This window comes from Micromonospora sp. LOL_023 (assembly GCF_048060115.1).
GTDB lineage: Bacteria > Actinomycetota > Actinomycetes > Mycobacteriales > Micromonosporaceae > Micromonospora_E.
The window spans coordinates 1-21,363 of the sequence record NZ_JBHMIM010000007.1 but is presented as its reverse complement, the minus strand read 5'-3'; the positions used below and the strand labels follow the sequence as shown (position 1 = coordinate 21,363).

Below are 21,363 nucleotides of genomic sequence, written 5' to 3'. Positions count from 1 at the left end.
ACCCTGCAGGGCGCCTCGGGATTCCGACATTCCCAGGAGGAGCCGTGTCCACTGATCCGCACAGCACCGTGTCCAACACATCCACTGTGCCCGCCGCTGGCGACGATCCGCACCCGAGTCTGTACAACGACGACCTCGCGCCACTGCCCGAGTCCAAGCGCCGGTGGGGCTGGTTCGAAATCTTCAACGTCTGGACCAACGACGTGCAGAGTCTCGCCGGCTACACCCTGGCGGCGAGCCTGTTCATCACCGCCGGTATCAACGGCTGGTGGGTGTTCGCCGCCATCGTCCTCGCCGGACTGTTCGTCAACTTTCTGGTCAACCTGACCGGCAAGCCGAGCGTCCGGTACGGCATCCCGTACGCGGTGATGGCCCGCGCGAGCATGGGCGTCCGTGGGGCGACGTTCCCGGCGTTGGTCCGCGGCATCGTGGCGATCTTCTGGTACGGCGCGCAGACCTACTTCGCCTCCACCGCGGTCGCGCTGGCGCTCAACGCGCTGCTCGGCAACCCGGGCGGGCCGACGGTGCTCGGGTTGACCGGGGTCGGCTGGGTGTCCTACCTGATCGTCGCCGCGATCCAGGTGGTGCTCTTCATCCGGGGCATCTCCTGGATCGAGAAGTTCCTCAACGTCGCCGGTCCCGCCGTCTACGTCGTCATGATCGTGCTGCTGGCGGCGATCTGGGTGCAGGCCGGTGACGAGTTGCTGCCGGCGGTCGGCAGCCTGTTCAGCAACGCCGACGTGCAGGGCTGGGCCGTGGTCACCGCCTTCCTCGGCGTGGTCGGCACGATGGTCGCCTACTTCTCGGCGGTGGTCATCAACTTCGGCGACTTCTCCCGCTTCTCCCGGACCGAACGCGGCATGAAGATCGGCAACTTCACCGGGCTGCCGCTGAGCCTGGCGCTGTTCACCTTCCTGTCGCTGTTCATCACGGCCGGGGCCTATGTGGTCTACCAGGACGGGCAGGGTGACCCGTTGACGAACCCGGCCGACATCGTCGGGCAGGTCGGTAACACCGCGTTGACGGTGCTGGCCGCGTTGACCTTCCTGGTCGCCACGATCGGCATCAACCTGGTCGCCAACTTCATTCCACCCGCGTACGACCTGTCGAACCTGTCGCCGCAGCGGATCAGCTTCAAACGCGGTGGCTATCTGACGGCGCTGTTCGGGTTCGTCATCGGGGCACTGTGGGTCGCGGTGATCGACCAGATCGGGTTGCCGAAGTTCGTCGACACGTTGGGCGCGGTGCTCGCGCCGCTCTACGGCATCCTGGTCGCCGACTTCTACGTCGTGCAGCGCCGGAGCCTGCTGGTCGCCGATATGTACAGCATGGACCAGGCTCGCCGCTACCACTACGTCAACGGCTGGAACATGCGGGCGATCGGCGCGTTCGCCGTCGCCGCCGTCTTCTCGGTGGCCACGGTGTGGGTGCCGTGGCTGGTGGAGCTCAGCGGGTTCGCCTGGGTGATCGGCGCGGCCATCGGTGCCGTGCTGTACATCGCGGTGATGGCGTCGCGTACGCCGGGTGCCGTCGACCGGGCGATTCCGGTGAGTCCGGCACCGGTGGCCGCCGCGGCGGCGACGGCCGAGACGCCCGGCAGTTGACCGTTCCGCCCGCCGTGCCGCCGGCTTAGGGTCGTCTCGTGGAGACGACCACAACGTTGACTTCCGGGCACCGTAGATGGATCTGGGCCGCTGCGGCGACGTTCGTCGCCGTGGCGACCTGGGCGGCGATGTGGCACCTGACGGTCGACCGGGGCGGCGGGATCTGTCCCGCGATCATGCCGGCTCCGCCGGGCTGTGCCTCGGCCGCCCGTACGCCGGTGGCCATCACCGGCACGGTGGTCGTCGCCGGGCTCTACGCCGCCGGTCTCGTCGTCCTGCTCACCCGGTTGCGGCGGCGTTCCTGGTTGATGGTGACCTGGTTGGTGGCGCTGCTTGTCGGTGCGCTGTGGGCGTACCAGGCGGTTCGCTACCCGTGACCGGCTGCGGGTAGCGCGCTGTCGATCAGCGTCTCGGCGGCGGCACGGGCGTGCATCGACCGCATCGACGTGCCGGCGCTGATCCTGCATGGCACCGCCGACCGGATCCTGCCGATCGACGCCACCGCCCGCGAGTTCCACAAGCGGCTACCCAAGGCCGATTACGTCGAGGTGCGGCCGGTCCGACCGGCCGCACCTCACCCCGTCGCGTACGCGACGACGTCGGTCAACGCGACGACACCCGGCAGCCGGGTGTCCTGGCGCTGGAACTGGACCACCAGCGGCTCGGACGAGGTCAGGACGCATCCGAACGGTCGCCCCAGCCGGATCGGCTCCGGGTCGACCAAATCGTTGAGCCGCACGTGACGAATCCGCCGTGCCCACACCCGCACCCGGTACGGCCCCACCGGCTCCTGATCCTCGTAGTGGACGACCAGCTCCGCCTCGGCGTCCGAATCGCCGGCGTTGAGCAGGCACAGCTGGTCGAACCCGGTGAACTCCGGCTCCTCGCCGTTGCTGTCGGCCGGTATCCGCCCGCCGGAGACAACCCAGGTACGGGCACCGATCGCCACCATCGCCCCTCCTCCGGACCGCCGACACCGGCCTACCCCATGCCGGCCAGGGCAAACGCTGCCAAGCGGCTAGTCGGCCGCCCCCTTGGTCTTCCCCGGCCGGGCGGTCCGGGCGTACTTGGCCCGGAACTTCTCGACCCGGCCTTCGGTGTCGAGCAACCGCTGGCGGCCGGTCCAGAACGGGTGGCTGGCCGAGGAGATCTCCACGTCGATCACCGGGTAGGTCTGCCCGTCGGTCCACTCGATGGTCTTGCTGCTGACCGCGGTGGACCGGGTGAGAAACGCAAAGTCCGCACTACGGTCCCGATAAACCACATAATCGTACTTGGGGTGAATGTCAGGCTTCACTGCTACCAACCTCGCAATCCGGATACCAACTCGAAAACGATTGTCATATTACCCGATGTGGGCCGGAATGAATGACGCCGGGAAACCGGCAAGACCGGACCCAATAAGATATGCTCGAATCGCAATATCAGCATGAGATTAGGAGAGTTCGATGAGCCACGCCGTACACACCGAGCACGTGCACGCCCACGACTCGTCCTGCGGCCACGTCGCGGTCGCCCACGACGGGCACACCGACTACCTGCACGACGGGCATGTCCACCACGAGCACTCCGGACACTGGGACGAGTGCCAGGTCAACCAGCACGTACCCACCGAGTCACATGCCGACCACACCCACGGGCCGGACTGCGGTCACGACGTCGTCGCCCACGGCGACCACGAGGACTTCGTGCACGCCGGCCACCGGCACGCCGCACACGGCGACCACTACGACGAACACTGATCGAAACGTCGGGTCCGCACCGCGAACAGGACCAACGCGCCGGTGATCAGCAGCACGGCTCCGGTGGCCGGCACATGCCACGAGGATCCGGTGAGCGGCAGCCTCCCAGAGCCGTCACCACCGGAGCCGTCGTCACCGTCACCGTCACCGGAGCCTGGGCCGAATCCGGTGTCCGGGTCGGTCCCGTCACCGACAGCCAGGTTGAGGGTCCGGGTGTCCGTCACCGTCACACCCGTCGTCGTGGTGCCGGACATCTCGAAAGCCAGCCGGTAGATGCCCGGCGCGCTGAACGCCCAGTTGCCGTGGGCGTGCGTGTTCGACGGGATGTCCAGGCGCTGCGGCAGGCTGGCCGCGGAGTCGAACAACACCTCGGCCTCGCCGAACGACCCGGTGAGGAACAGCGTGAACCGGCCAGGACCGGTCACCCCCTTGAAGGTCAAGGTGACTGGCCCGCTGATGCCGGCGACGACGGATGGATGCTGGGTGTTCCACCCGGGCCAGACGATCCCGGACTGCTGACCCTGCGGCAGCAGCCACACCTCGTCACCGCTCGCTCCGAGAAAGTCCGCACCCTCCGGCACGGTGATCTTGGCGTTGTCCTTGACCTGCAGCACCACGTCGGAGAGGTTGCGCCACACCGCTGGCGAGACCGTGTCGTCCTTGAGCAGGATCGTCAGGTCGGACCCGTCGAGCTGCGGACCCATGTCGACGTGGCCATCGTCGATCACCACCCGTGATGACGGTACGGCGGCCAGGTTCTGCTGCTGCGCGGCGCTGGTGGCCGGTGCCGCCAGCGGCTGCGCCTCGACGCCGACAGCGGCGTCGCCCGGCGCTGCGATCTGCGGTTCCGAGAGGTCCGGCGCGGCGGCCGCCCGTTGCAGTGCGGAAGCCGGTGCGGGAGCGGGCGCCGGAGCCGGCAGGGCCTTGTCGACAGCGCCAAGCTGCGGGACCCGTACCTGATAGACGGCGTCCGCCCTCGCCTCGTCGCCGTTGGCGAGCGTCGCCGCCGCGGTGACGGTCAGCCGGTACTCGCCAGCGGCGTCGAAGAGCCAGACCAGCCCGCCGGTCCTGGTGGCGGCCGGCAGCCGGGCCGCACGCGGCATCCCGTCGAACGTGCCGAACAGCGGGGTGGCCTGGCCGAGACCGCCGAGGGTGTACGCGGCGAACCCGCCCGGCCCGTCGACCGATCCCAGCGACAACTCGATCGTGTCGTCGCGTACCGCCCCTCGGGGTACCGCCCGGGTGTCCAGGTACGGGAAGTCGGTGTCCCCGCCGGTCACCGCCCACATCGGTCGGCCGGCGCCACCGAGGAACTGGAACGCCAGGTGTTCCGGCGTCCGTACCGTCGCGCCGCCCTGCGGCCCGAAGAGCACCGTCGCGGGATCCAGGCTGCGGCCCGGCGCTGCGTCGCGGTCGACGGACGCCTCGCGCGCGAACAGCGACAGTCTCCCGTCTGCCAACTCGACGGCCACCAGATCGGCACCGGCTGCGGTCACTGTCGCGGGGGTGTCCGCCGAGGGTGGGGCCGCGGTCACCGGCGCAGGCACGGTCGCGGCGGCGACCATCGCACCCGCCGCCACGGCCGCCGCGAGTCGCGGTCTCGCCAGTACCGAACTGATGACGCTCATTGGACCTGTCTCCCTGGATTGACTCTCAGTCGGTGGTGCGGGCGGGCTGAGGCGCGGCACCGGCTGTGCCGTCTTCTGCACGCGCGGCGCCTTCTGCCCGGCCTGCTTCGCGGGCGGCGGCCACGGCACGTTCGAGCTGCGTTGCCTGCTGGCGGCGGCGCCGGCGGCGGCCAGCGATGGTCAGCCAGGTGCCCGCGCCGATCAGTAGCAGGATCACGAGTTGCGGCCACGGCACGGCCCACAGGTCGACCTCGCCGGTGACAGCGGCCGGTGCCGGGTCGAGCACCTCGTCGGTGACGGCAGCCGGCTCGACGGTCAGGCTGGCCCCGAGCCGCACCAGCGGCGGTACGCCGTCGACGCGCACACTGGTCCGGTAGCTGTCACCGGGCAGGATCTCCGGTAGTTGGTCACCGACGGTGCTGCGCCGAGCCAGCCCGAACGGTCCGTCGACGGCGAGCTGCGGTTGCCCGGTCAGTCGCACGTTGCCGGTGTTGCGGACGGTGAAGTTGGCGGTGACGACACCCCCGCGCAGCGGGTGCCAGCTTCCGTCGTGGGTCACTGACAGGTCCACGATGTCGAGGACCGGTCGCAGTTCGCCGGTGACCCGCAGATAGATCCGGGAGCCGACCCGGTGGTCGACCGACACCTGGTTGCCCTCGTCGTCGGTGCCGGTGGCGGCGAGGGAGGCGACGATCCCGCCCGGGTGGTCGCCGGGTGTCGCGTTGTCGGGTACGGCGATGGTGAACGGCACATCCAGCCGCGACGTCGACGGCACGGTGAGCGTACGGGTCTCGAAGGTGATCCAGGAGCCCACGTCGACCGGTTCCTCGGTCGCGGCCAGCAGGTCGAAGCCGCCCTGTTCGGTGGTGAACGCGTCGCTCGCGTACACGTCGAGGGTGATCGGCCGGTCGGAGTGGTTGGTGATCGCCACGTAGTCGGTGAGCGTGGCTCCCGGGTCGAGCTTGTACTCGAACGCGGGGCGTCCGTTCGGGCCGTCGGGGCTGGACGGGGCCACGCCCCAGGTGAGCGACTGCGCGGCGACCGGGGTGATCGCCGGCGCGGTCACCGGGACCGGCGCTGCGGCGTTGGCCGGCCCGGTGGCCGGCCCGGTGGCCGGCGCGGTCAGCGCGATGCCGGCGAGCAGGAGTCCGGCGAGCAGGGCTGCTGGCGTACGCATGCGGGGGGTGATCCGTTCACGAAAGGGGTGGAAGGGCCGGGCGATGGCCGGCACGGTGTCATCGCCCGGCCCGACCTCTCGCCGCGATCGTCAGATCGCGGTGAGGGTGAGGGTCGCGGTGTAGGTGCCGGGTGCGGTCTCGGTCGGCAGGCTCAGTCGCAGGCCGGCCGAGAGGGTCGCGGTGCCCCGGCCGGAGCCGGTAGGTGCCGAGCCGAGGACGGCACTGGCACCGAGCCCGCCGCCGACACCGACGACGTACGGCGCGACGACCGGTCCGGCGACTACGCCCTGGCCGGCGGACTGGTCGACGACCTGCGGAGTCCAGCCGAGGTAGCCGGAACTGAAGGTGGCGCCGTCCGGCCCGGTGAAGTTGTCCGGCAGTTGACCGGAGGCGCTCCAGCCGGGGGTGCCGACCCGGGTGTCGGTGACGGTGACCGGGCGCAAGCTGCCGCTGCTCTCCCAGGTGTCACCGGCGCTGGACAGCTGCGCCGGCGGCAGGACGACACTGCGGTCGTCCGGGTCGACGCTGATCACCAGGGCACCCTGGGTCGGGTCGATCGTGGCGGTGATGGTCTGCGAGGTGCCCGGGTCGGTCGGCGCGAACGCCACCCAGAGCCAGACCTCTTCGCTGGTGGCGACGACGGTGTGGTTGTCGTCGTAGAGCTTCGCCTGGTACTCGCAGGCGTTGAGCTCGCGGGTGGCGGTGAAGCTGTACGTCGCACCCGCCTCGCCGGAGATGATGGCGAAATCGTCACTGCCGGGGCAGCGGCTGAACCAGTGGTAGTGGTCCAACTCGGTCTGCGGGGTCTGCACCGCCTGCAGGGTGACGGTGTCGCCCGGCTGGTACTCGTCGGCCATGCCGCTGACGGTCAGCACGGTCTCCGGGCCGGTGCCGCCGAGTTCACCGACGACGAACGAGTAGTCGACCGGTCCGGTGCTGACCGTGGTGCCGTTGGCCAGCGTCGCGTCGGCCTGGAAGGTCAGCGTGTAGTCACCCTCGGTGCTGAACGCCCAGTTGGCGTGGGCGTGGGTGCGGATCGGCACGTCGATGGTGTCCGGCAGCCCGTCGTCGCTGCGGAACTTCATCAGCGGGCTACCGAAGCTGTCCTGGGTGAACACCGAGACGTTGCCGGGGCCGGCGACGTCGACGAGGCTGATCTGGATCTGGTCACCGGCGAAGGTGCCGGCGCCGAGGGTGGTGGTGTTCCAGCCGGGCCAGAGCAGGTCCTGGTTCTGGGTCAGCGGCAGCAGCCAGATCGTGGATCCGGCCGGGCCGAGGAAGGCGAACCGGGGGTCGGCCGGCACCGCCATCGCGGCCTCGGGTAGCACCTGGAAGATCACGTCGGCCGGATCCCGGCTTACCGACGGACTGACCGTGTCGTCGTGCACCTCCAGGGACAGCTCGCCGTCGTGGTAGTGGACGTCTACGGCGTCGGTGTGGCCCTTGGCGAGCACCACCTTCTCCTGGGCGGCGGCGGCGGTCGGCGCGAGCAGCACGCCACCGGCAACCACCGCCGCGCCGATCAGGGCCGCGAAGCCGCGGGCACCTGTTGTTCTCATGTTTCCTCCCCTCGCCCGCGCCGGGGGTGGCGCGGGACGTGGCCGTGGTCAGGGCAGCAGCCCCGCTCGACCATAACGAAAACCGTTTCCATTAACCCATGGCCCGTTCGGACACCTCTACCGGACCGGCTGTGACCTGCGACTCCTCCACGAGACGCGGAGCGCCCGCCGGGCCGCGTCGGCGACCGGCCAGGTCCCGCCAGCGGCGGGCCAGCAGGCCGTGTCGCGGCGCGAAGACCCAGGCGAGCAGGAACACAGCGGTCGCCACCAGCACGATCGTCCCGCCCACCGGCAGGTCGTAACTCCACGACAGATAGAGCCCGACCAGCGCGGATCCGCCACCGATCAGCGGCGCGAGCAGCATCATCAACCCGAGCCGGTCGGTGAGCAGCCGGGCCGCGGCCGGCGGCGTGATCAACAGCGCCAGTACGAGGATGTTGCCGATCGTCTGCAGCGAGATCACCACGGCGAGGGTGACCAGTACGTAGAGCGCGATGTCCAGCCAGAACACCGGCAGCCCGACCGAGCGGGCCATCTCCCGGTCCAGGCTGACCGCGACCAGCTCCTTGTGCAGCAGGAACACCACCGCCAGGATCGCCAGCCCGGTGAACCCGACCGTGTAGAGATCCCGGTCCGGGATGCCGGTGATCGAGCCGAACAGGAACTGCTGCAGCGACCCGGCGTACCCGGGCGCCCGGGAGATGATCACGATGCCGAGCGCGAACGCCGCCACGAAGAAGACCCCGATCAGCGAGTCCTCCTTGACCCGCCGATGCTGGGCGAAGACCGCGATCAGCAACGCGGTCACGATCCCGGCGACCGCACCGCCCAGCACCAGGCTGCCCTGCAGCACGAAGGCGACCGCCAACCCCGGGAACACGGCATGCGCCACCGCGTCGCCGATGAACGCCATCCCGCGCAGCACCACATAGCAGCCGACCACTCCGCAGACCACACTGGACATGACGGCGATCAGCAACGCCTTCGGCAGGAAGGCGAGATCAGGGTTGAACAGATCGGTGAGGAAGTCGGTGATCGGCATCAGCCGGCCCCGACGATCCGCAGCAACGGCGACCGCTCACTGACCCCGAAGGCACGCATCCACAGCTGCGGATCCCGCAGCTCATCCGGCTTGCCTTCGGCGATCACCCGCTGGTTCAGCAGCACCAGCCGGGAACAGGCATCCATCGCCCCGATCAGGTCGTGGGTGGTCATCAGCAGCGCCTTCCCCTCGGCCGCCAGCCCGGCGAACAGCTCACCGAGCAACTCCTGGGTCGGCAGGTCCAGCCCGGTGAACGGCTCGTCGAGTAGCAGCAACGTCGGCTCCAGGGCGAGCGCCCGGGCCACCAGCACCCGCTGGCGCTGGCCACCGGACAACTCGGCGACCGGCCGGCGGCGCAGATCCCCCAGGCGTACCCGGTCGATCGCCTCGGCGCTGGCCCGCCAGTCGGCCACCCCAGGGCGGCACAGCAGGCCGATCCGACCGGTACGGCCACTGAGCACCGTCTGCTCCACCGAGATCGGGAAGTCCCAGGCGAACTCGTGCCGCTGCGGCACATATCCGATTGCCGAGCGACCCGGTCGACTCGGCACTCCGTCGACCAGCACCCGACCCGACCGAGTTCGGATCAACCCGAGCACCGCCCGCAGCAGGGTGGTCTTGCCGGCACCGTTCGGTCCGATCAGCCCGACCAGTTCACCCGGGTCGACGTGCAGCCGGATGTCGCGCAGCACCGGCCGGCCGCCGAGGTCGACATCGAGATCGTGTACGGCGAGCGCGGTCACGGCTGCGTACGCTCCTGCTCCACGCGGCGGCGTACCGCCCGGCCGCGCAGCACCACGACGATCAGCGCGACGGCCAGGCCGAGGGCGACCACCACCAGGCCGACGACCAGCCACGGCCCGGTGCCGCCGGTGCCGCCTGGGCCATCGTCGTCCGGCCCGGCGGTCGGCGCCACGGCCGCGACCTCGCCGGGTTGGGCGGCGAGCGCGTCGTCGGTGCTGGTGGCGTCGCCGACGGCGAACCGCAGATGCCGGGTGGCGGTGACCTGTTCGCCGCCGACCAGGTCGGCGCTGACCCGCACCGCGACCAGGTACACCCCGGGCGCGGTGAACACCCAGTTGGCGTGGGTGTGGGTGTTGACCTCCACCCACATCGGCTGGCCGGGCTGCTCGGTGGAACGCCACAGCACCTGCGGCTCGCTGAACGTGCCGGCCTGCAGGTACATGGTCACCTCGCCCGGCCCGTCCACATCGGCCAGTTCCAGGGTCACGCCACGGTCGATCGTCTGCATCACCCGGGGGTCCTGGGTGTTCCAGCCGACCCACACCACGTCGGGGTGCTGCACCTGCGGTACCACGTGCACCTGGGTGCCGGCCGGCACGCCGAGGAAGCCGTACACCGGGTCGTCCGGGACGGTCTGCAGCGCGGCGTCGGTGACCCGCAGCACGGTCCGGTCCGGGTCCCGCCACACCGGCTGTGCCGCGTCGTCGTGGATCAGCAGGGTCCACTCGTCGTCTACGTAGCGCGGCCCGAGGTCGACGTGGCCGGCGGCGAGCACCGCCGGTTCGTCGGCTACCGGCTGATCCGGCGCGATCGACTGATCCAACGCCGGGTCAGGCTGGTTCAACGCCGGGTCAGCCGAGCCGGGTTGAGCCGCCAGCGTCATCGCGAGCAGCGCGGACACGGCCACCGACAGGCCGATTGACTTCACTGATGCCTCCTCATGGTGCCAGGCAGTCCCGGAGCGACTCGGCGTTGAACCGCATCATCTGGACGTAGTTGGTCACCCGGTCGTCGAAGGTGTCGCCGTAGATCTCGCAGACCCGTACGTCGAGGTCGTCAGCCAGTTCGGTCAGCGTCGACGACCGGGACCGCAGGTTGGGCTCCAGGAACACCGCCGGCACCCGCAGGTTGCGGATCGTCTCGGTGAGCCGACGCCGGTCGGCCAGGCTCGGCTCGGCGGCCGGGTGCGGGGTGACGAAGCCGGAGATCTGCACCTCGTACGCGGCACCGAGGTAGCCGAACGCGTCATGCGTGGTGATCAGATGCCGACGACCGGGCGGGATCTGGGCGATTGTGTCCCGGACGTAGTCGTCGAGCGCCGACAGCTCTCCGATGTACGCGGTGGCCCGCTCCCGGTACTCGACGGCCCCGGCCGGGTCGACGCCGATCAGGGTGTCCCGGATCAGTTCGGTGTAGGAGATGACATTGCGGACGTTCTGCCACAGGTGCGGGTCGATCTCCCCGTGCACGTGCCTGCCGAGCACCGCCTGCGGCAGTTGGTGGATCTCGGTGCCGGGCCGGCCGAGGAACCGGAACGCGGGCCCCGCCGGCACCTGGGCGAGCGCCTTGTTCGGCACCTCGATGACGGTGTCCGCGGGGTCGTGCACGTGCTGGTGGACGTCGCCGCTGCCGTGCGGGTCGGCGAGCAGGTAGAGCGGGGACTCGCCGCGCGCGGCGGCGTCGAGGTCGACGGTCACGTCGGCGTGGCCACCGCGCAGCACGGTGGCGCCGGACATGCCCGGCACGCTGTGCGGGTCGACCCCGACGGCGAAGGTGAAGGTCTGCTCGCCGAGGCTGACCGGCCGGGTGTCGGGGGTGACCGCGAGTTGCGCCGCCATGGTCAGCCGGTAGACGCCGGGCTCGGTGAACGCCCAGCTCATGTGGGTGTGCGCGTCGGGGGGCAGGGTCGCGGTGTCGTCCCGGTAGCCGGTGGCGGCTTCGAAGCCGTCGGACGAGTCGAGGTAGATGGCCGGGTTGCCGAACGACTCGGTGAGGTATGCGGTCATCGCGCCGGGGCCGGTCACCGTGGTGCCCTGTAGCAGGATGTCGGAGGCTCGGTCGGCGCCGTAGCTGGCACCGGTGCCGCGTACCCGCATGCCGAGCCAGATGGTGTCCAGCGCGACGTTCTCCACCAGCGGGATGATCTCGGCGGCGTACTTGACCGCGCCTTCGGCGAGCGAGATGTTCGGCACGCTGTCGGGCAGGTTGGCGTCGAGTGCCTTGATGATGGCGTGCTCCTCCAGCAGCAGGTAGTTGCTGAAGGCGACGTCGGCGTAGACGACGTCGCGCACGTCACGCAGCGACGGCTCGTAGGCGTGCGGGTCTGCGCCGTCCGGGACGAGTGAGGTGGCCACGACCCGGTCCCCGCCGACGTTGTCGACCAGGTCACGCAGGATGCCGGTGGTGGTGACGACCTGGATGCGGTCGTCGTCGGCACTGAGCGCCGGTGGGGCTGCGCAGCCGGTCAGGCTGGCGGCCAGCAGGGTCGGCCCGACGAGCCACCGTACGCCGCGCACGCTGCACCAACCCCTCTTCGACGACCTCGCGAGCAGCACCGTACCACGCAAACGATAACCGTTCTCATATCGCTTTAGGTATCCAGCCGGCACCGAACGGTCGATGGCCCGGCACCGGCTGGACGAGTTGCCCGAAGGTCAGCCGACCTCGAAGGTGAACTCCTCGGTGCTGCTCACCGTCTGCCCGTTGGACGTACGCACGCCGCTGACCTCGAACGTCGCCACATAGGTGCCGGCGACGTCGAAGCCCCAGTTGACGTGGGCGTGGGTGTTGCGGTTGACGTTGAGGCTGTCCGGCAGGCCGTTGCCGCTGTCGAACAACACGGTCGGGGTGCCGCCGGAGGCGGTGAAGACGCTGAACCCGCCCGGCCCCTGCACGTCGGTCAGCTTGACCACCACCCGGTTGAACTGCAGGGCACCACTGGCGACACCGGTGGTGTCCCAACCGGCCCAGAGCAGACCGGCCGTGTTCGTCTGCGGCAGGACGTAGGCGTAGCCGCCGGTGCCGAGGAACGCCCAGGCCGAGCCGGACGGCACCGCGACGTTCGCGGCGGCCGGCACCGCGAATACCACGGTGGACGGATCCCGGTAGACGGTGGTCGACCCGGTGTCGTCGCCGACTCTGACCACGATCGGCCCACCGGCGACATGGTCCACGTCAAGGACGTCGACATGACCACTGGTCAGCTCGATGATGGTGGCCTGTGCCGGTGCGGCGGGCACGGCGACCGCCAGCACCGCGGCCAGCACGCTCGACGCGGCAGCGGCCGACCAGCGGCGGGTACGGAGGTTCATCACGCTGCTCCCTTCCAGTCCGGCCCGGATCAGGGCAGGACGACGAATCGCAGGAAGACCGAGTCGGACTCGACGACGGTCGCGGTGCCGGCCAGGGTGGCGCTGGCCTTGACCTTGAGCAGGTAGACACCGGCCTTGTTGAAGGCCCAGTTGGCGTGCAGGTGGTCACCGACCGGCAGGTCGACGACGTCCGGCAGGCCGTCGCGGCTGTTCGCCAGCACGGTCGGCTGCCCGAACAGATCCTCGGTGTAGATCGCCACCTGGCCGGAGCTGGGGGCGCTGATCAGCTGCTGCACGGTGAGGTCGAGCGAGTCGCCCTCGAAGACGCCCTCTTCCAGCTCCTCGGTGGCGATGCCGGCGAAGAGCAGGTCCTCGTCCTCCACCTGCGGCAGGATCCAGACCCGGGAGCCGGCCGTGCCGAGGAAGGCGAAGGCAGGATCACTGGGGACAGTGGTCTTGGCCTGGGGCTTGACGACGAAGATCACCTCGTCGGGATGGCGGTGAACGCCGGGCTCGACGGTGTCGTCGTGCACGCCGAGCTCCAGCTCGCCGTCCTCGTACTCCACCTCGATCACGTCGACGTGGCCGGCGGAGAGGATCACCGGCAACGTTGCGCCATGCGCCTGCGCCGGAGCGGCCGAGACGACCAGGGCCGCGATCATCGCGGCACCGGTCACCAGCGCACCCGTGGCCCGACGGCGGGTTGCGGTCAACACGAGACAGACTCCTTCCCGGCGATCCCTGATGGATCACCGGATGCCAACGGTAATCGTTTTCAACTAGTCGCGATAGGGGCGAGTCCTGTCTGGCTCGACACATGTCCATGTTCGTCCAGCTCGCCGAGATCCCACTCGGGGAACGGGTCCGGCAGAGCGCTCCAGGCAGCCAACCCGGCAGCCAGGCCCGCACCGGCCACCGCCAGCTCCGCGTCGGTGAGCAGGCTGGCATCCAGCGCCGCCCGCAGCCCGTCGCCGTCCAGTCCGACGCCGATGAACACCAGCTCCTGGTGGCGGTCGCCGAACACCGGATCCCACCTGGACTCCAGGTCGGCCCGCTCGTCGGGGTCGTCCGGCCACTCGCCGGACACGGCCACCGGCACCCCGGCCGGGTCGCACCGGGCCGACGGCCCGGCCTGCGACCAGAGCGCCTGCACGTCCGGACGAGTCGCCAGCCAGAGAAAGCCCTTCGACCGTACGACGCCGAATGTGTCCAGCTCGGCGAGCAGATCCCAGAGCCGTTGCGGATGGAACGGCGCGACCGTCCGGTAGACGATGCTGCTGATGCCGTACTCGATGGTTTCCGGGACGTGCTCGCCGTTGAGCTCGGCGACCCAGCCCGGCGCGGTCTCCGCCTCGTCCAGGTCGAACCGTCCGGTGTCGAGCACCTCGGTCAGCGGCACCTGAGCCCGTACGGTCCGCAGCTGACGCGCCTTCGGGTTCAGCCGGGTGACCAGCGCCTCGATCACCGCCAGCTCGTCCGACGCGACCAGATCGGTCTTGTTGACCAGGATCAGGTCGGCGAACTCGATCTGGTCGACCAGCAGGTCGGCGATGGTGCGGTCGTCATCGTCGTACGCGGCCAGCCCACGCTGCTCCAGCGACTCCCCCGCCCGCAGCTGGGCGATCAGGTGCGGCGCGTCGACGACGGTGACCATGGTGTCCAGCCGGGCGACGTCGGCCAGCACCCCGCCGTCGTCGGTGCCGAAGGCGAAGGTCGCCGCGACCGGCAGCGGCTCGGAGATGCCACTGGACTCGATCACCAAATAGTCGAACCGGCCGGCGCGGGCCAACCGGGCGATCTCCACCAGCAGATCGTCGCGCAGGGTGCAGCAGATGCAGCCGTTGGTCATCTCGACCAGGCGCTCCTCGGTACGCGAGAGGCTGCCGCCGTCGCGGACCAACGCGGCGTCGATGTTGATCTCGCTCATGTCGTTGACGATGACCGCTACCCGTAGCCCTTCCCGGTTGGCCAGGATGTGGTTGAGCAGGGTGGTCTTGCCTGCGCCGAGGAAACCGGAGAGCACCGTCACCGGCAGCCGGCCATCGTCGGGAACACTCGCCGTCGCCGGCGAGGCAGGATCCTTTGGTACGGCCATGGCGGCCTCCTCTCTCCTGCCCAGAAGATAACGGAAGCCGTTTTCATTTAGACGATGGCCCGGTGGTCGACGCCCCGACCCGGGTCGGCGTCGGTCACTCGTGGTGGTGGGTCACCCGATCCCCCGCCGCATGGTCGGGCAGGTCACGGTCAGCGTGATCGGCGTGGAACAGCGCCTCGGCCAGCAACTGCCGGACGTGCACGTCGGCCGCCGAGTAGTAGACGAAGGTGCCTTCGCGGCGACCACGCACCAGCCCGGCCAACCGCAGCTTCGCGAGATGCTGGCTGACCGCCGTCGGCGCCGCCCCGACCAGCTCGGCGAGACAGGCGACCGACGACTCGCCCTGCAACAGCGCCCAGAGGATCTTGATCCGGGTGGGATCGGCGAGCAGGCGAAACGTCTCGGCGGCCAGGTGCACCTGCTCCTCGACCGGCATCCGGAAATCCGGAATCGAGGTATGCATCCAGCGAGAATATCTCAGGCTGCCTACTTGCATACCTGCATAGCTGCGCAGCTATTGTGGTCGCCGTGCTCACCGAAGCCCCTGCTCCCCCGGCCCCGACCCGCGCCCAACGGCTGGCCGACGCGGCCCGCCGTACGCCGATCTGGTCGCTGCCCGAGGTCCCCTGGGCCGCTGCCGCCACCGGACTGTTCGCCGTCGGCGGGGTGCTCCAGCTGGCCGGTGCCCCGGCCTGGAGTTGGTGGGCCGCCTACCTGATCTGCTACGCCGCCGGCGGCTGGGAGCCGGGCTGGTCCGGACTGCGTGCGCTGCGCGAGCGCACCCTCGACGTCGACCTGCTGATGGTGGTCGCCGCGATCGGCGCCGCCGCCGTCGGCCAGATCTTCGACGGCGCCCTGCTGATCGTCATCTTCGCCACCTCCGGAGCGTTGGAGGCGCTCGCCACCCGGCGTACCGCCGACGCGGTGCACAGCCTGCTCGACCTCGCCCCGCCCCAGGCGACCCGGATCGTCGACGATGTCGAACAACGGGTCGACACCGCCTCGCTGCGGATCGGCGACGTCATCCTGATCCGGCCCGGCGAGCGCATCGGCGCCGACGGACAGGTCGTCGCCGGAGCCAGCGAGGTCGACCAGGCCACCATCACCGGCGAGCCACTGCCGGTCGACCGCCGCCCCGGCGACGGCGTGTACGCCGGCACCCTCAACGGCACCGGAATGCTCCGGGTACGGGTCACCACCCCGGCAGCGGAGACGGTCGTCGCCCGGATCGCGACCATGGTCGAGGAAGCCGCCGCCACCAAGGCCCCCACCCAGCTGTTCATCGAACGGATCGAGCAGCGCTACTCGGTCGGCGTCGTGGTCGCGACGCTGGCCCTGTTCGGCATACCGCTCGCCTTCGGCGAGGACCTCACCAGCGCCCTGCTCCGGGCGATGACCTTCATGATCGTCGCGTCGCCGTGTGCCGTGGTGCTGGCGACGATGCCACCGCTGCTGGCCGCGATCGCCACCGCCGGCCGGCACGGTGTCCTGGTCAAATCGGCCGGCGTGATCGAGCGACTCGGCCGGGCCGACCTGGTGGCGTTCGACAAGACCGGCACCCTGACCGAAGGTCGCCCCCGGATCGCCGCCGTCCACCCCGTACCGGCAGATCCGTCGCCGGTCGACGGCGACCGGCTGCTCGCCCTGGCCGCCGCCGCCGAACTGTCCAGCGAACACCCGATCGGCGTCGCCGTGGTCGCCGCCGCCCGCGACCGAAGGCTCCTGCTCGCCGCCGCCGACGAGTTCACCTCCCTGCCTGGACGGGGTGTAACCGCACGGGTCGGCGGCCCGCAGGGGGCCGTTCAGGTGGCCGTCGCCAGCCCGGCCCAGCTGCTGAGCGCCACCGACGACGAGGCCCGCCGGCTGGTCGCCGACGTGGAGTCCGCCGGGCAGACCGCCGTGGTCGTCGCCGTCGACGGCGTACCCGCCGGCGTACTGGCGCTGACCGACCGACTACGACCCGACGCGGCAGCGGTCACCGCCGCGCTCAGTGAGCTGACCGGCCGGTCGCCGGTGCTGCTCACCGGCGACAACCCGCGGGCCGCCGCCCGGCTCGCCGGCGACGTCGGCATCGATCAGGTACGGGCTGGCCTGCTACCGCAGGACAAGGTCGCCGCCGTCCGGGAACTGCAGGCCGCCGGACGGCAGGTGCTGGTGGTCGGCGACGGCGTCAACGACGCGCCCGCGCTGGCCACCGCGCACACCAGCATCGCGATGGGCGGCGTCGGGGCAGACCTGGCCCTGGCTGCGGCGGACACGGTGATCGTCCGCGACGACCTGGCCACGATCCCGGCGGTCGTCGCGCTCGCCCGCCGGGCGCGGCGTTACGTGATCGCCAATCTGGTCATCGCCGGCACCGTGATCGTCGTCCTGGCTACCTGGGACATCGTGGGTCACCTGCCGTTGCCGCTCGGTGTGGCCGGGCACGAGGGCTCCACAGTGCTGGTCGCGCTCAACGGCATCCGACTGCTCCGCCGGTCCGCCTGGCCCGCACCACCTTCCTCCGTCAGATAGTGCTCCAGCCAGGGAACCGGGGCGGGTCTTCGCGGCGAACCCTGGACACGGAACGGCTACGCACAGAGGCGGCGGTGGAGATGGCGTTCGTCGGAATGGACATCGGTGGCACGCACGACCTCGGCTCACGGGTACGCGCAGCAGCAGACGCCGTCGAACAAACCCGGCAGAGTCTCCTCAACGCGTTGACCATGGCCGACCTGGACAGTGCTGCGCCGGCGCTGCTGGCAACCGCACAGCAGAACCTGACCACGCTCACCACGCAGGTCCTCGACAAGGCCGACGTGGCCGAGCGTCCCATCGAACCCCCGGTCACCCCGCTCGAATTCACGCTGATCGACGCGGTGCCCGGCGCGTCACTGAGCGAGCGGCCCAGCGGGCTTGGGCTGCCGTTCTCGCCGCACGCCGGCAAGGAGTATCACATCGCCGTCCTGGGCGACTCGTTCATCTCCGGGCTGGGGCTGCTCGGCAACGACTCCTACGTCGGCACCGGCCCCACCGTGGACGATATCGTCCAGCCCAATCCCGCCTACCAGTCCCGCGACGCCGGGGCGCTGCAGGCCGTACGCCAACTTCAGTTGCAGTACCCGGACGCGGAGATCCGGATCACCTACACGGCGGACCGGCTCAATCCGGAGATCGTTCCGCCGGTGCTGCCCACCCTCAACGGTGGCCCGGTCATCAACGTCACCTTCGCGGCCGAGGCCGGCGCGGACACCGACGAGTTACTCGGCCACGACTACCTCAACTGGGCGTACGGCCCGCACAACAGCCAGATCAATGCGGTCACCTACAAGACCGACACGGTGCTACTCAGCATCGGCGGCAACAACGGAGGCAACGACAAGTACGGCGGCTTCGAACTGGTGCTCCGGTCGGCATTGCAACCGGGCCAATCGCCGTATCTGTTGCTCGACCTTCCCGGCCTGCGTGACGGAGCCCTGGCAACGGGCACAGCACAGATCAACGAGTTGGTCGGTCGACTGTCGACCGACCTTCGCGGGGTCGAGGAGGTGATCACCGCGATCTCAGCCAAGGGCGGGGACACGATGAACATCCTGTACGCCGGGTACCCGTACGCGCTGAGCCCGCTCGACGACCGCAACATCCCGCTGGCGCTGCCGGGCGATGGCAGGCAATGGCCGATGAACCAATTCGACCCGGAGTCCATGGGCATTCCGCTCAACCTGATCGACATCCTGGAGAGCCAGGCGTCCGCCCGCTACTGGACGACGATGACGATGTGGCAGGAGCACTACGCCGGCCGGGTCCCGTTGCAGCCGGGGCAGGACCTGCAGTTCCTGCTTCCGAACTGGAACGACAACACCCTGGTCAGCTCCAACCCTGCGGTGAATGGGCTCGTCGGCGACGAGGACGTCCGGTCCTTCCACCCGAACGAGTTGGGCCAGCCGCTCTACCGGGATCTGCTCCACCCGCCGCTGGTGGATTCGGCCGCGCGAGTGCTGGGCCAGGGTCAGACCGAACTGCTGTCGCCGTTCGACTCGTTCGGATCAGCCGCCGGCCAGCTCCAGGCTGCCGCCTACGACCCCGGGCAGGTGGACTGGTCGGCGGTGAGCCCCATCGGATCCGGCGAACCCACATGCCCGGCATCAGCATGTCCGACATCCCGCTCGACGCGGGCTTCGGGCTGTCGGACGGCCCGTGGTACTCCCCGTCGCTGGCGGATCTCACCCTGAGCCACCCGCAGGTGTTCCAGTCGGCGGCGGACACCCTCTCCGCACAGACCGACTACTTCGACACCGCCGGCTGGTCCGATTTCGGCACCGAGCCGGACTGGGACATCACCGCGTGGGACAGTTTCGCCATCGACGAGCCACTGACAAGGTTCTTCGACGCCTCATCCTGGGACGCCTCGACCTGGGACAGCGACGAGGGATGGGCGGACGCGTGGAGCGCGCCGATGGACACCTACGACGCCTACGATTCCGTCAGCGTCACCGACTACTTCTGACCCGCGTGGCCCGGCGCACGCCCGGTCACGCCACCAACAGGCCGAGCAGCCACAGCCCGGCCAGGGTCAGTCCGGCGGTGAACTCGATCAGCATGGCCAAGCCGACCGCCAGCACCGCCCGCTTCGTCGCCGGCCAGGCGGCGGCGAAGTCGCCGAGCCGCTGTCGCTCGGCGAGCCACACCCCGAGCACGAAGCCGATGACCAGACCGAGCACCGGGACGACGAAGAAGCCGACGAGCCCCAGCGCACCACCGATCAGCAACGACTGGTTGGGTACGCCAGCCCGTTTGAGGTCCCGACCCGGCCACAGGTACTTGATCACCGTGCCGCCGACGGTGACCACGGTGGCGGCCAGAACGATCAGCCACTTGCCGCCGCCCGCGTCACTGAAGATCGCCCAGCCGAGCACCCCGGCCCAACAGAGCAGCAACCCGGGCAGAATCGGCACGACCACGCCAATCAGCCCGATCAGGATGGCCAGGCCGCTGAGCAGGGTGACCAGGGACTGCGTGTCGTTGAGATCCACCCTGACAGGGTGACCGACGGGTGCCAGTACGGCCAATCCGGGCGCCGCCGAAGGCTGCACTGGATCGACGGATCAGGAAGAATGTCTCTCAGCCTGGGGAGGAGATCGCGTGAGCGATGCACTGCGGACCACAGTTCATCCAGCCTGGCTGCCGGCCGGAGCGCTGCGCGCGATCGGATCCCGGCGCACCCTGATCTCCGGTGACGGACTGCTTGTCGACACCGTCCATGCCGAGGTGCGGGCCGCCTGCGCCAGCTTCGGTGGCTCGGTGACCCGCCTGTCGGTCGACGGCGACGCGGATCTGCTGCTGGCACTGACCGGCGCCGCGCCCGGCAGGGTCGTCGACGCCGCCGATGCCGCTGGCGACCTCGGCGACGAGGGCTACACCATCGGCCGCGCCGGTGGCCTCACCACCGTGACCGCCGACGCGCCACCCGGGCTGCTGTACGGACTGTTCCATCTGATCCGGCTCGGCGAATCGGCATTCGGCGGCGACCTCACCACCCAGCCGCACCGGCCGGTCATCCGGCGCCGGATGCTCGACCACTGGGACAACATCGACGTGCACCCGGTGATGGGGCAGGTCGAGCGGGGCTACTCGGGTGGGTCGATCTTCTGGCGCGCCGGCGCGATCACCACCGACCTGGCCCGGGTTCGGGCGTACGCCCGGCTGCTCGCCGCCAGCGGTGTCAACGCGATCACCATCAACAACGTCAACGTCGGACGCACCGAGGCCCGGCTGCTCACCGACCGGCTCGACGACGTCGCCACGTTCGCCGACATCTTCCGCCCGTACGGCATCCGGTTGCACCTGTCGGTGACGTTCGCCGCGCCGATGGTGCTCGGCGGTCTGCCCACCGCCGACCCGCACGACCCGGCGGTACGCGACTGGTGGGCGGCCACCACCGCGCAGGTCTACCGGGCGGTGCCGGACTTCGGCGGCTACGTGGTGAAAGCCGACTCGGAGGGTCAGCCCGGCCCGTTCGCGTACGGGCGCAGCCACGCCGACGGCGCCAACCTGCTTGCCGACGCCCTCGCCCCGCACGGCGGGGTGGTGCACTGGCGGGCGTTCGTCTACAACCACCGGCAGGACTGGCGGGACCGCACCACCGACCGGGCACGGGCGGCGTACGACCATTTCGCCCCGCTCGACGGACAGTTCCGCGACAACGCGATCGTGCAGGTCAAGTACGGTCCGATCGACTTCCAGACCCGAGAGCCAGTGTCGCCGGTGATCGGCGCCATGCCGACCACCCGACTCGCCGTCGAGTTGCAGGTGACCCAGGAGTACACCGGTCATCAGCGGCACGTCTGCTACCTGGCTCCGCTGTGGAGCGAGGTGCTCGGCTTCCGGTTCGACGGCGACAGCCTGGACGGCGACGGTGACCTGGGTTCGTCGGTCGCCGCGGTCGCCGCCCGCGGCGGCACCCTGGCCGCGGTGTCGAACG

Annotated in this window: 20 protein-coding genes and 2 pseudogenes; 8 read left to right on the top strand and 14 right to left on the bottom strand. The window is 70.1% G+C overall.

Annotated elements, in window-relative coordinates; all coding sequences use genetic code 11:
* Window positions 1-44: 44 nt before the first annotated feature.
* The 3 genes and pseudogenes from ACFHVL_RS05620 to ACFHVL_RS05610 all read left to right on the top strand — a co-directional run.
* Window positions 45-1,604, top strand: a complete 1,560-nt coding sequence (locus tag ACFHVL_RS05620) for an NCS1 family nucleobase:cation symporter-1 (protein ID WP_416625996.1) — start codon at window positions 45-47, stop codon at window positions 1,602-1,604.
* Between the two features lie 38 nt (window positions 1,605-1,642).
* On the top strand, window positions 1,643-1,981 hold the full coding sequence (locus ACFHVL_RS05615) for a hypothetical protein (RefSeq protein ID WP_416625995.1): 339 nt from the start codon (window positions 1,643-1,645) through the stop codon (window positions 1,979-1,981).
* Window positions 1,982-2,026: 45 nt separating this feature from the next.
* Window positions 2,027-2,182: pseudogene (locus ACFHVL_RS05610) on the top strand (alpha/beta fold hydrolase); the annotation flags it as partial.
* Here ACFHVL_RS05610 and ACFHVL_RS05605 read toward each other — a convergent pair.
* Together ACFHVL_RS05605 and ACFHVL_RS05600 are read right to left on the bottom strand one after the other, a co-directional pair.
* Window positions 2,179-2,556, bottom strand: coding sequence for a sensory rhodopsin transducer (locus ACFHVL_RS05605; RefSeq protein WP_416625994.1), 378 nt, complete (start codon window positions 2,554-2,556; stop codon window positions 2,179-2,181). The pseudogene ACFHVL_RS05610 and the gene ACFHVL_RS05605 sit on opposite strands and share 4 nt — an antisense overlap.
* A 66-nt stretch (window positions 2,557-2,622) precedes the next feature.
* Window positions 2,623-2,901: a type B 50S ribosomal protein L31 gene (locus ACFHVL_RS05600; protein WP_416625993.1), complete on the bottom strand. Its 279-nt coding sequence runs from the start codon at window positions 2,899-2,901 to the stop codon at window positions 2,623-2,625.
* A gap of 151 nt (window positions 2,902-3,052) precedes the next feature.
* Here ACFHVL_RS05600 and ACFHVL_RS05595 point away from each other — a divergent pair, with 151 nt between their 5' ends.
* Window positions 3,053-3,346, top strand: a complete 294-nt coding sequence (locus tag ACFHVL_RS05595; protein ID WP_416625992.1) for a hypothetical protein — start codon at window positions 3,053-3,055, stop codon at window positions 3,344-3,346.
* On the opposite strand, the gene ACFHVL_RS05590 is transcribed toward ACFHVL_RS05595, so the two are convergent.
* The 11 genes from ACFHVL_RS05590 to ACFHVL_RS05540 form a co-directional block, all read right to left on the bottom strand.
* Window positions 3,331-4,974: a TIGR03773 family transporter-associated surface protein gene (locus ACFHVL_RS05590; protein WP_416625991.1), complete on the bottom strand. Its 1,644-nt coding sequence runs from the start codon at window positions 4,972-4,974 to the stop codon at window positions 3,331-3,333. The genes ACFHVL_RS05595 and ACFHVL_RS05590 overlap by 16 nt on opposite strands.
* Window positions 4,975-4,999: 25 nt before the next feature.
* Complete coding sequence (locus ACFHVL_RS05585; RefSeq protein WP_416625990.1) at window positions 5,000-6,151, bottom strand: WxL protein peptidoglycan domain-containing protein; 1,152 nt, start codon at window positions 6,149-6,151, stop codon at window positions 5,000-5,002.
* Window positions 6,152-6,241: 90 nt separating this feature from the next.
* Window positions 6,242-7,711 carry a choice-of-anchor M domain-containing protein gene (locus ACFHVL_RS05580; protein WP_416625989.1) on the bottom strand — a complete coding sequence of 490 codons (1,470 nt, stop codon included), beginning with the start codon at window positions 7,709-7,711 and terminating at the stop codon, window positions 6,242-6,244.
* A gap of 91 nt (window positions 7,712-7,802) precedes the next feature.
* Window positions 7,803-8,753 (bottom strand): anchored repeat-type ABC transporter permease subunit, encoded by a 951-nt coding sequence (locus tag ACFHVL_RS05575; protein ID WP_416625988.1) that lies wholly within the window; start codon window positions 8,751-8,753, stop codon window positions 7,803-7,805.
* Complete coding sequence (locus ACFHVL_RS05570; protein ID WP_416625987.1) at window positions 8,753-9,496, bottom strand: anchored repeat-type ABC transporter ATP-binding subunit; 744 nt, start codon at window positions 9,494-9,496, stop codon at window positions 8,753-8,755. Before ACFHVL_RS05570 ends, ACFHVL_RS05575 begins: the two co-directional genes overlap by 1 nt.
* Window positions 9,493-10,380 carry a choice-of-anchor M domain-containing protein gene (locus ACFHVL_RS05565; protein WP_416626101.1) on the bottom strand — a complete coding sequence of 296 codons (888 nt, stop codon included), beginning with the start codon at window positions 10,378-10,380 and terminating at the stop codon, window positions 9,493-9,495. Before ACFHVL_RS05565 ends, ACFHVL_RS05570 begins: the two co-directional genes overlap by 4 nt.
* A 55-nt stretch (window positions 10,381-10,435) precedes the next feature.
* On the bottom strand, window positions 10,436-11,980 hold the full coding sequence (locus ACFHVL_RS05560) for an anchored repeat ABC transporter, substrate-binding protein (RefSeq protein WP_416626100.1): 1,545 nt from the start codon (window positions 11,978-11,980) through the stop codon (window positions 10,436-10,438).
* A 171-nt stretch (window positions 11,981-12,151) separates the two neighbouring features.
* Entirely contained in the window at window positions 12,152-12,808 is a 657-nt protein-coding gene (locus tag ACFHVL_RS05555) for a choice-of-anchor M domain-containing protein (protein WP_416625986.1), read from the bottom strand.
* A gap of 29 nt (window positions 12,809-12,837) precedes the next feature.
* Window positions 12,838-13,470 carry a choice-of-anchor M domain-containing protein gene (locus ACFHVL_RS05550; RefSeq protein ID WP_416626099.1) on the bottom strand — a complete coding sequence of 211 codons (633 nt, stop codon included), beginning with the start codon at window positions 13,468-13,470 and terminating at the stop codon, window positions 12,838-12,840.
* A gap of 113 nt (window positions 13,471-13,583) precedes the next feature.
* Window positions 13,584-14,903, bottom strand: a complete 1,320-nt coding sequence (locus tag ACFHVL_RS05545) for a GTP-binding protein (RefSeq protein WP_416625985.1) — start codon at window positions 14,901-14,903, stop codon at window positions 13,584-13,586.
* Between the two features lie 94 nt (window positions 14,904-14,997).
* Window positions 14,998-15,366, bottom strand: a complete 369-nt coding sequence (locus ACFHVL_RS05540) for an ArsR/SmtB family transcription factor (RefSeq protein ID WP_416625984.1) — start codon at window positions 15,364-15,366, stop codon at window positions 14,998-15,000.
* A 65-nt stretch (window positions 15,367-15,431) separates the two neighbouring features.
* On the opposite strand from ACFHVL_RS05540, the gene ACFHVL_RS05535 reads away from it, so the two are divergent.
* The 3 genes from ACFHVL_RS05535 (at window position 15,432) to ACFHVL_RS05525 (ending at window position 19,389) form a co-directional block, all read left to right on the top strand.
* Entirely contained in the window at window positions 15,432-17,417 is a 1,986-nt protein-coding gene (locus tag ACFHVL_RS05535; RefSeq protein ID WP_416625983.1) for a heavy metal translocating P-type ATPase, read from the top strand.
* 80 nt (window positions 17,418-17,497) lie between these two features.
* The gene (locus ACFHVL_RS05530; RefSeq protein WP_416625982.1) at window positions 17,498-19,114 is read left to right on the top strand and encodes a hypothetical protein; all 1,617 of its coding nucleotides are present in this window, start codon (window positions 17,498-17,500) and stop codon (window positions 19,112-19,114) included.
* Complete coding sequence (locus ACFHVL_RS05525; protein WP_416625981.1) at window positions 19,033-19,389, top strand: hypothetical protein; 357 nt, start codon at window positions 19,033-19,035, stop codon at window positions 19,387-19,389. The genes ACFHVL_RS05530 and ACFHVL_RS05525 overlap by 82 nt, the downstream gene beginning before the upstream one ends.
* Window positions 19,390-19,414: 25 nt before the next feature.
* Here the strand turns inward: ACFHVL_RS05525 and ACFHVL_RS05520 are convergent, their stop codons facing one another.
* Window positions 19,415-19,915 (bottom strand): DUF456 domain-containing protein, encoded by a 501-nt coding sequence (locus tag ACFHVL_RS05520; RefSeq protein ID WP_416625980.1) that lies wholly within the window; start codon window positions 19,913-19,915, stop codon window positions 19,415-19,417.
* A 109-nt stretch (window positions 19,916-20,024) separates the two neighbouring features.
* Here ACFHVL_RS05520 and ACFHVL_RS05515 point away from each other — a divergent pair.
* Window positions 20,025-21,363 (top strand): annotated as a pseudogene (locus ACFHVL_RS05515) (alpha-glucuronidase); the annotation flags it as partial.

Bases quoted from the DNA above. Each gene is read 5' to 3' on its own strand.
- ACFHVL_RS05540 (WP_416625984.1), bottom strand. From the start codon at position 15,366: ATGCATACCTCGATTCCGGATTTCCGGATGCCGGTCGAGGAGCAGGTG.
- ACFHVL_RS05565 (WP_416626101.1), bottom strand. From the start codon at position 10,380: ATGACGCTGGCGGCTCAACCCGGCTCGGCTGACCCGGCGTTGAACCAG.
- ACFHVL_RS05575 (WP_416625988.1), bottom strand. From the start codon at position 8,753: ATGCCGATCACCGACTTCCTCACCGATCTGTTCAACCCTGATCTCGCC.
- ACFHVL_RS05590 (WP_416625991.1), bottom strand. From the start codon at position 4,974: ATGAGCGTCATCAGTTCGGTACTGGCGAGACCGCGACTCGCGGCGGCC.
- ACFHVL_RS05550 (WP_416626099.1), bottom strand. From the start codon at position 13,470: ATGATCGCGGCCCTGGTCGTCTCGGCCGCTCCGGCGCAGGCGCATGGC.
- ACFHVL_RS05530 (WP_416625982.1), top strand. From the start codon at position 17,498: ATGGCGTTCGTCGGAATGGACATCGGTGGCACGCACGACCTCGGCTCA.
- ACFHVL_RS05595 (WP_416625992.1), top strand. From the start codon at position 3,053: ATGAGCCACGCCGTACACACCGAGCACGTGCACGCCCACGACTCGTCC.
- ACFHVL_RS05555 (WP_416625986.1), bottom strand. From the start codon at position 12,808: ATGAACCTCCGTACCCGCCGCTGGTCGGCCGCTGCCGCGTCGAGCGTG.
- ACFHVL_RS05525 (WP_416625981.1), top strand. From the start codon at position 19,033: ATGTCCGACATCCCGCTCGACGCGGGCTTCGGGCTGTCGGACGGCCCG.
- ACFHVL_RS05545 (WP_416625985.1), bottom strand. From the start codon at position 14,903: ATGGCCGTACCAAAGGATCCTGCCTCGCCGGCGACGGCGAGTGTTCCC.
- ACFHVL_RS05605 (WP_416625994.1), bottom strand. From the start codon at position 2,556: ATGGTGGCGATCGGTGCCCGTACCTGGGTTGTCTCCGGCGGGCGGATA.
- ACFHVL_RS05580 (WP_416625989.1), bottom strand. From the start codon at position 7,711: ATGAGAACAACAGGTGCCCGCGGCTTCGCGGCCCTGATCGGCGCGGCG.
- ACFHVL_RS05585 (WP_416625990.1), bottom strand. From the start codon at position 6,151: ATGCGTACGCCAGCAGCCCTGCTCGCCGGACTCCTGCTCGCCGGCATC.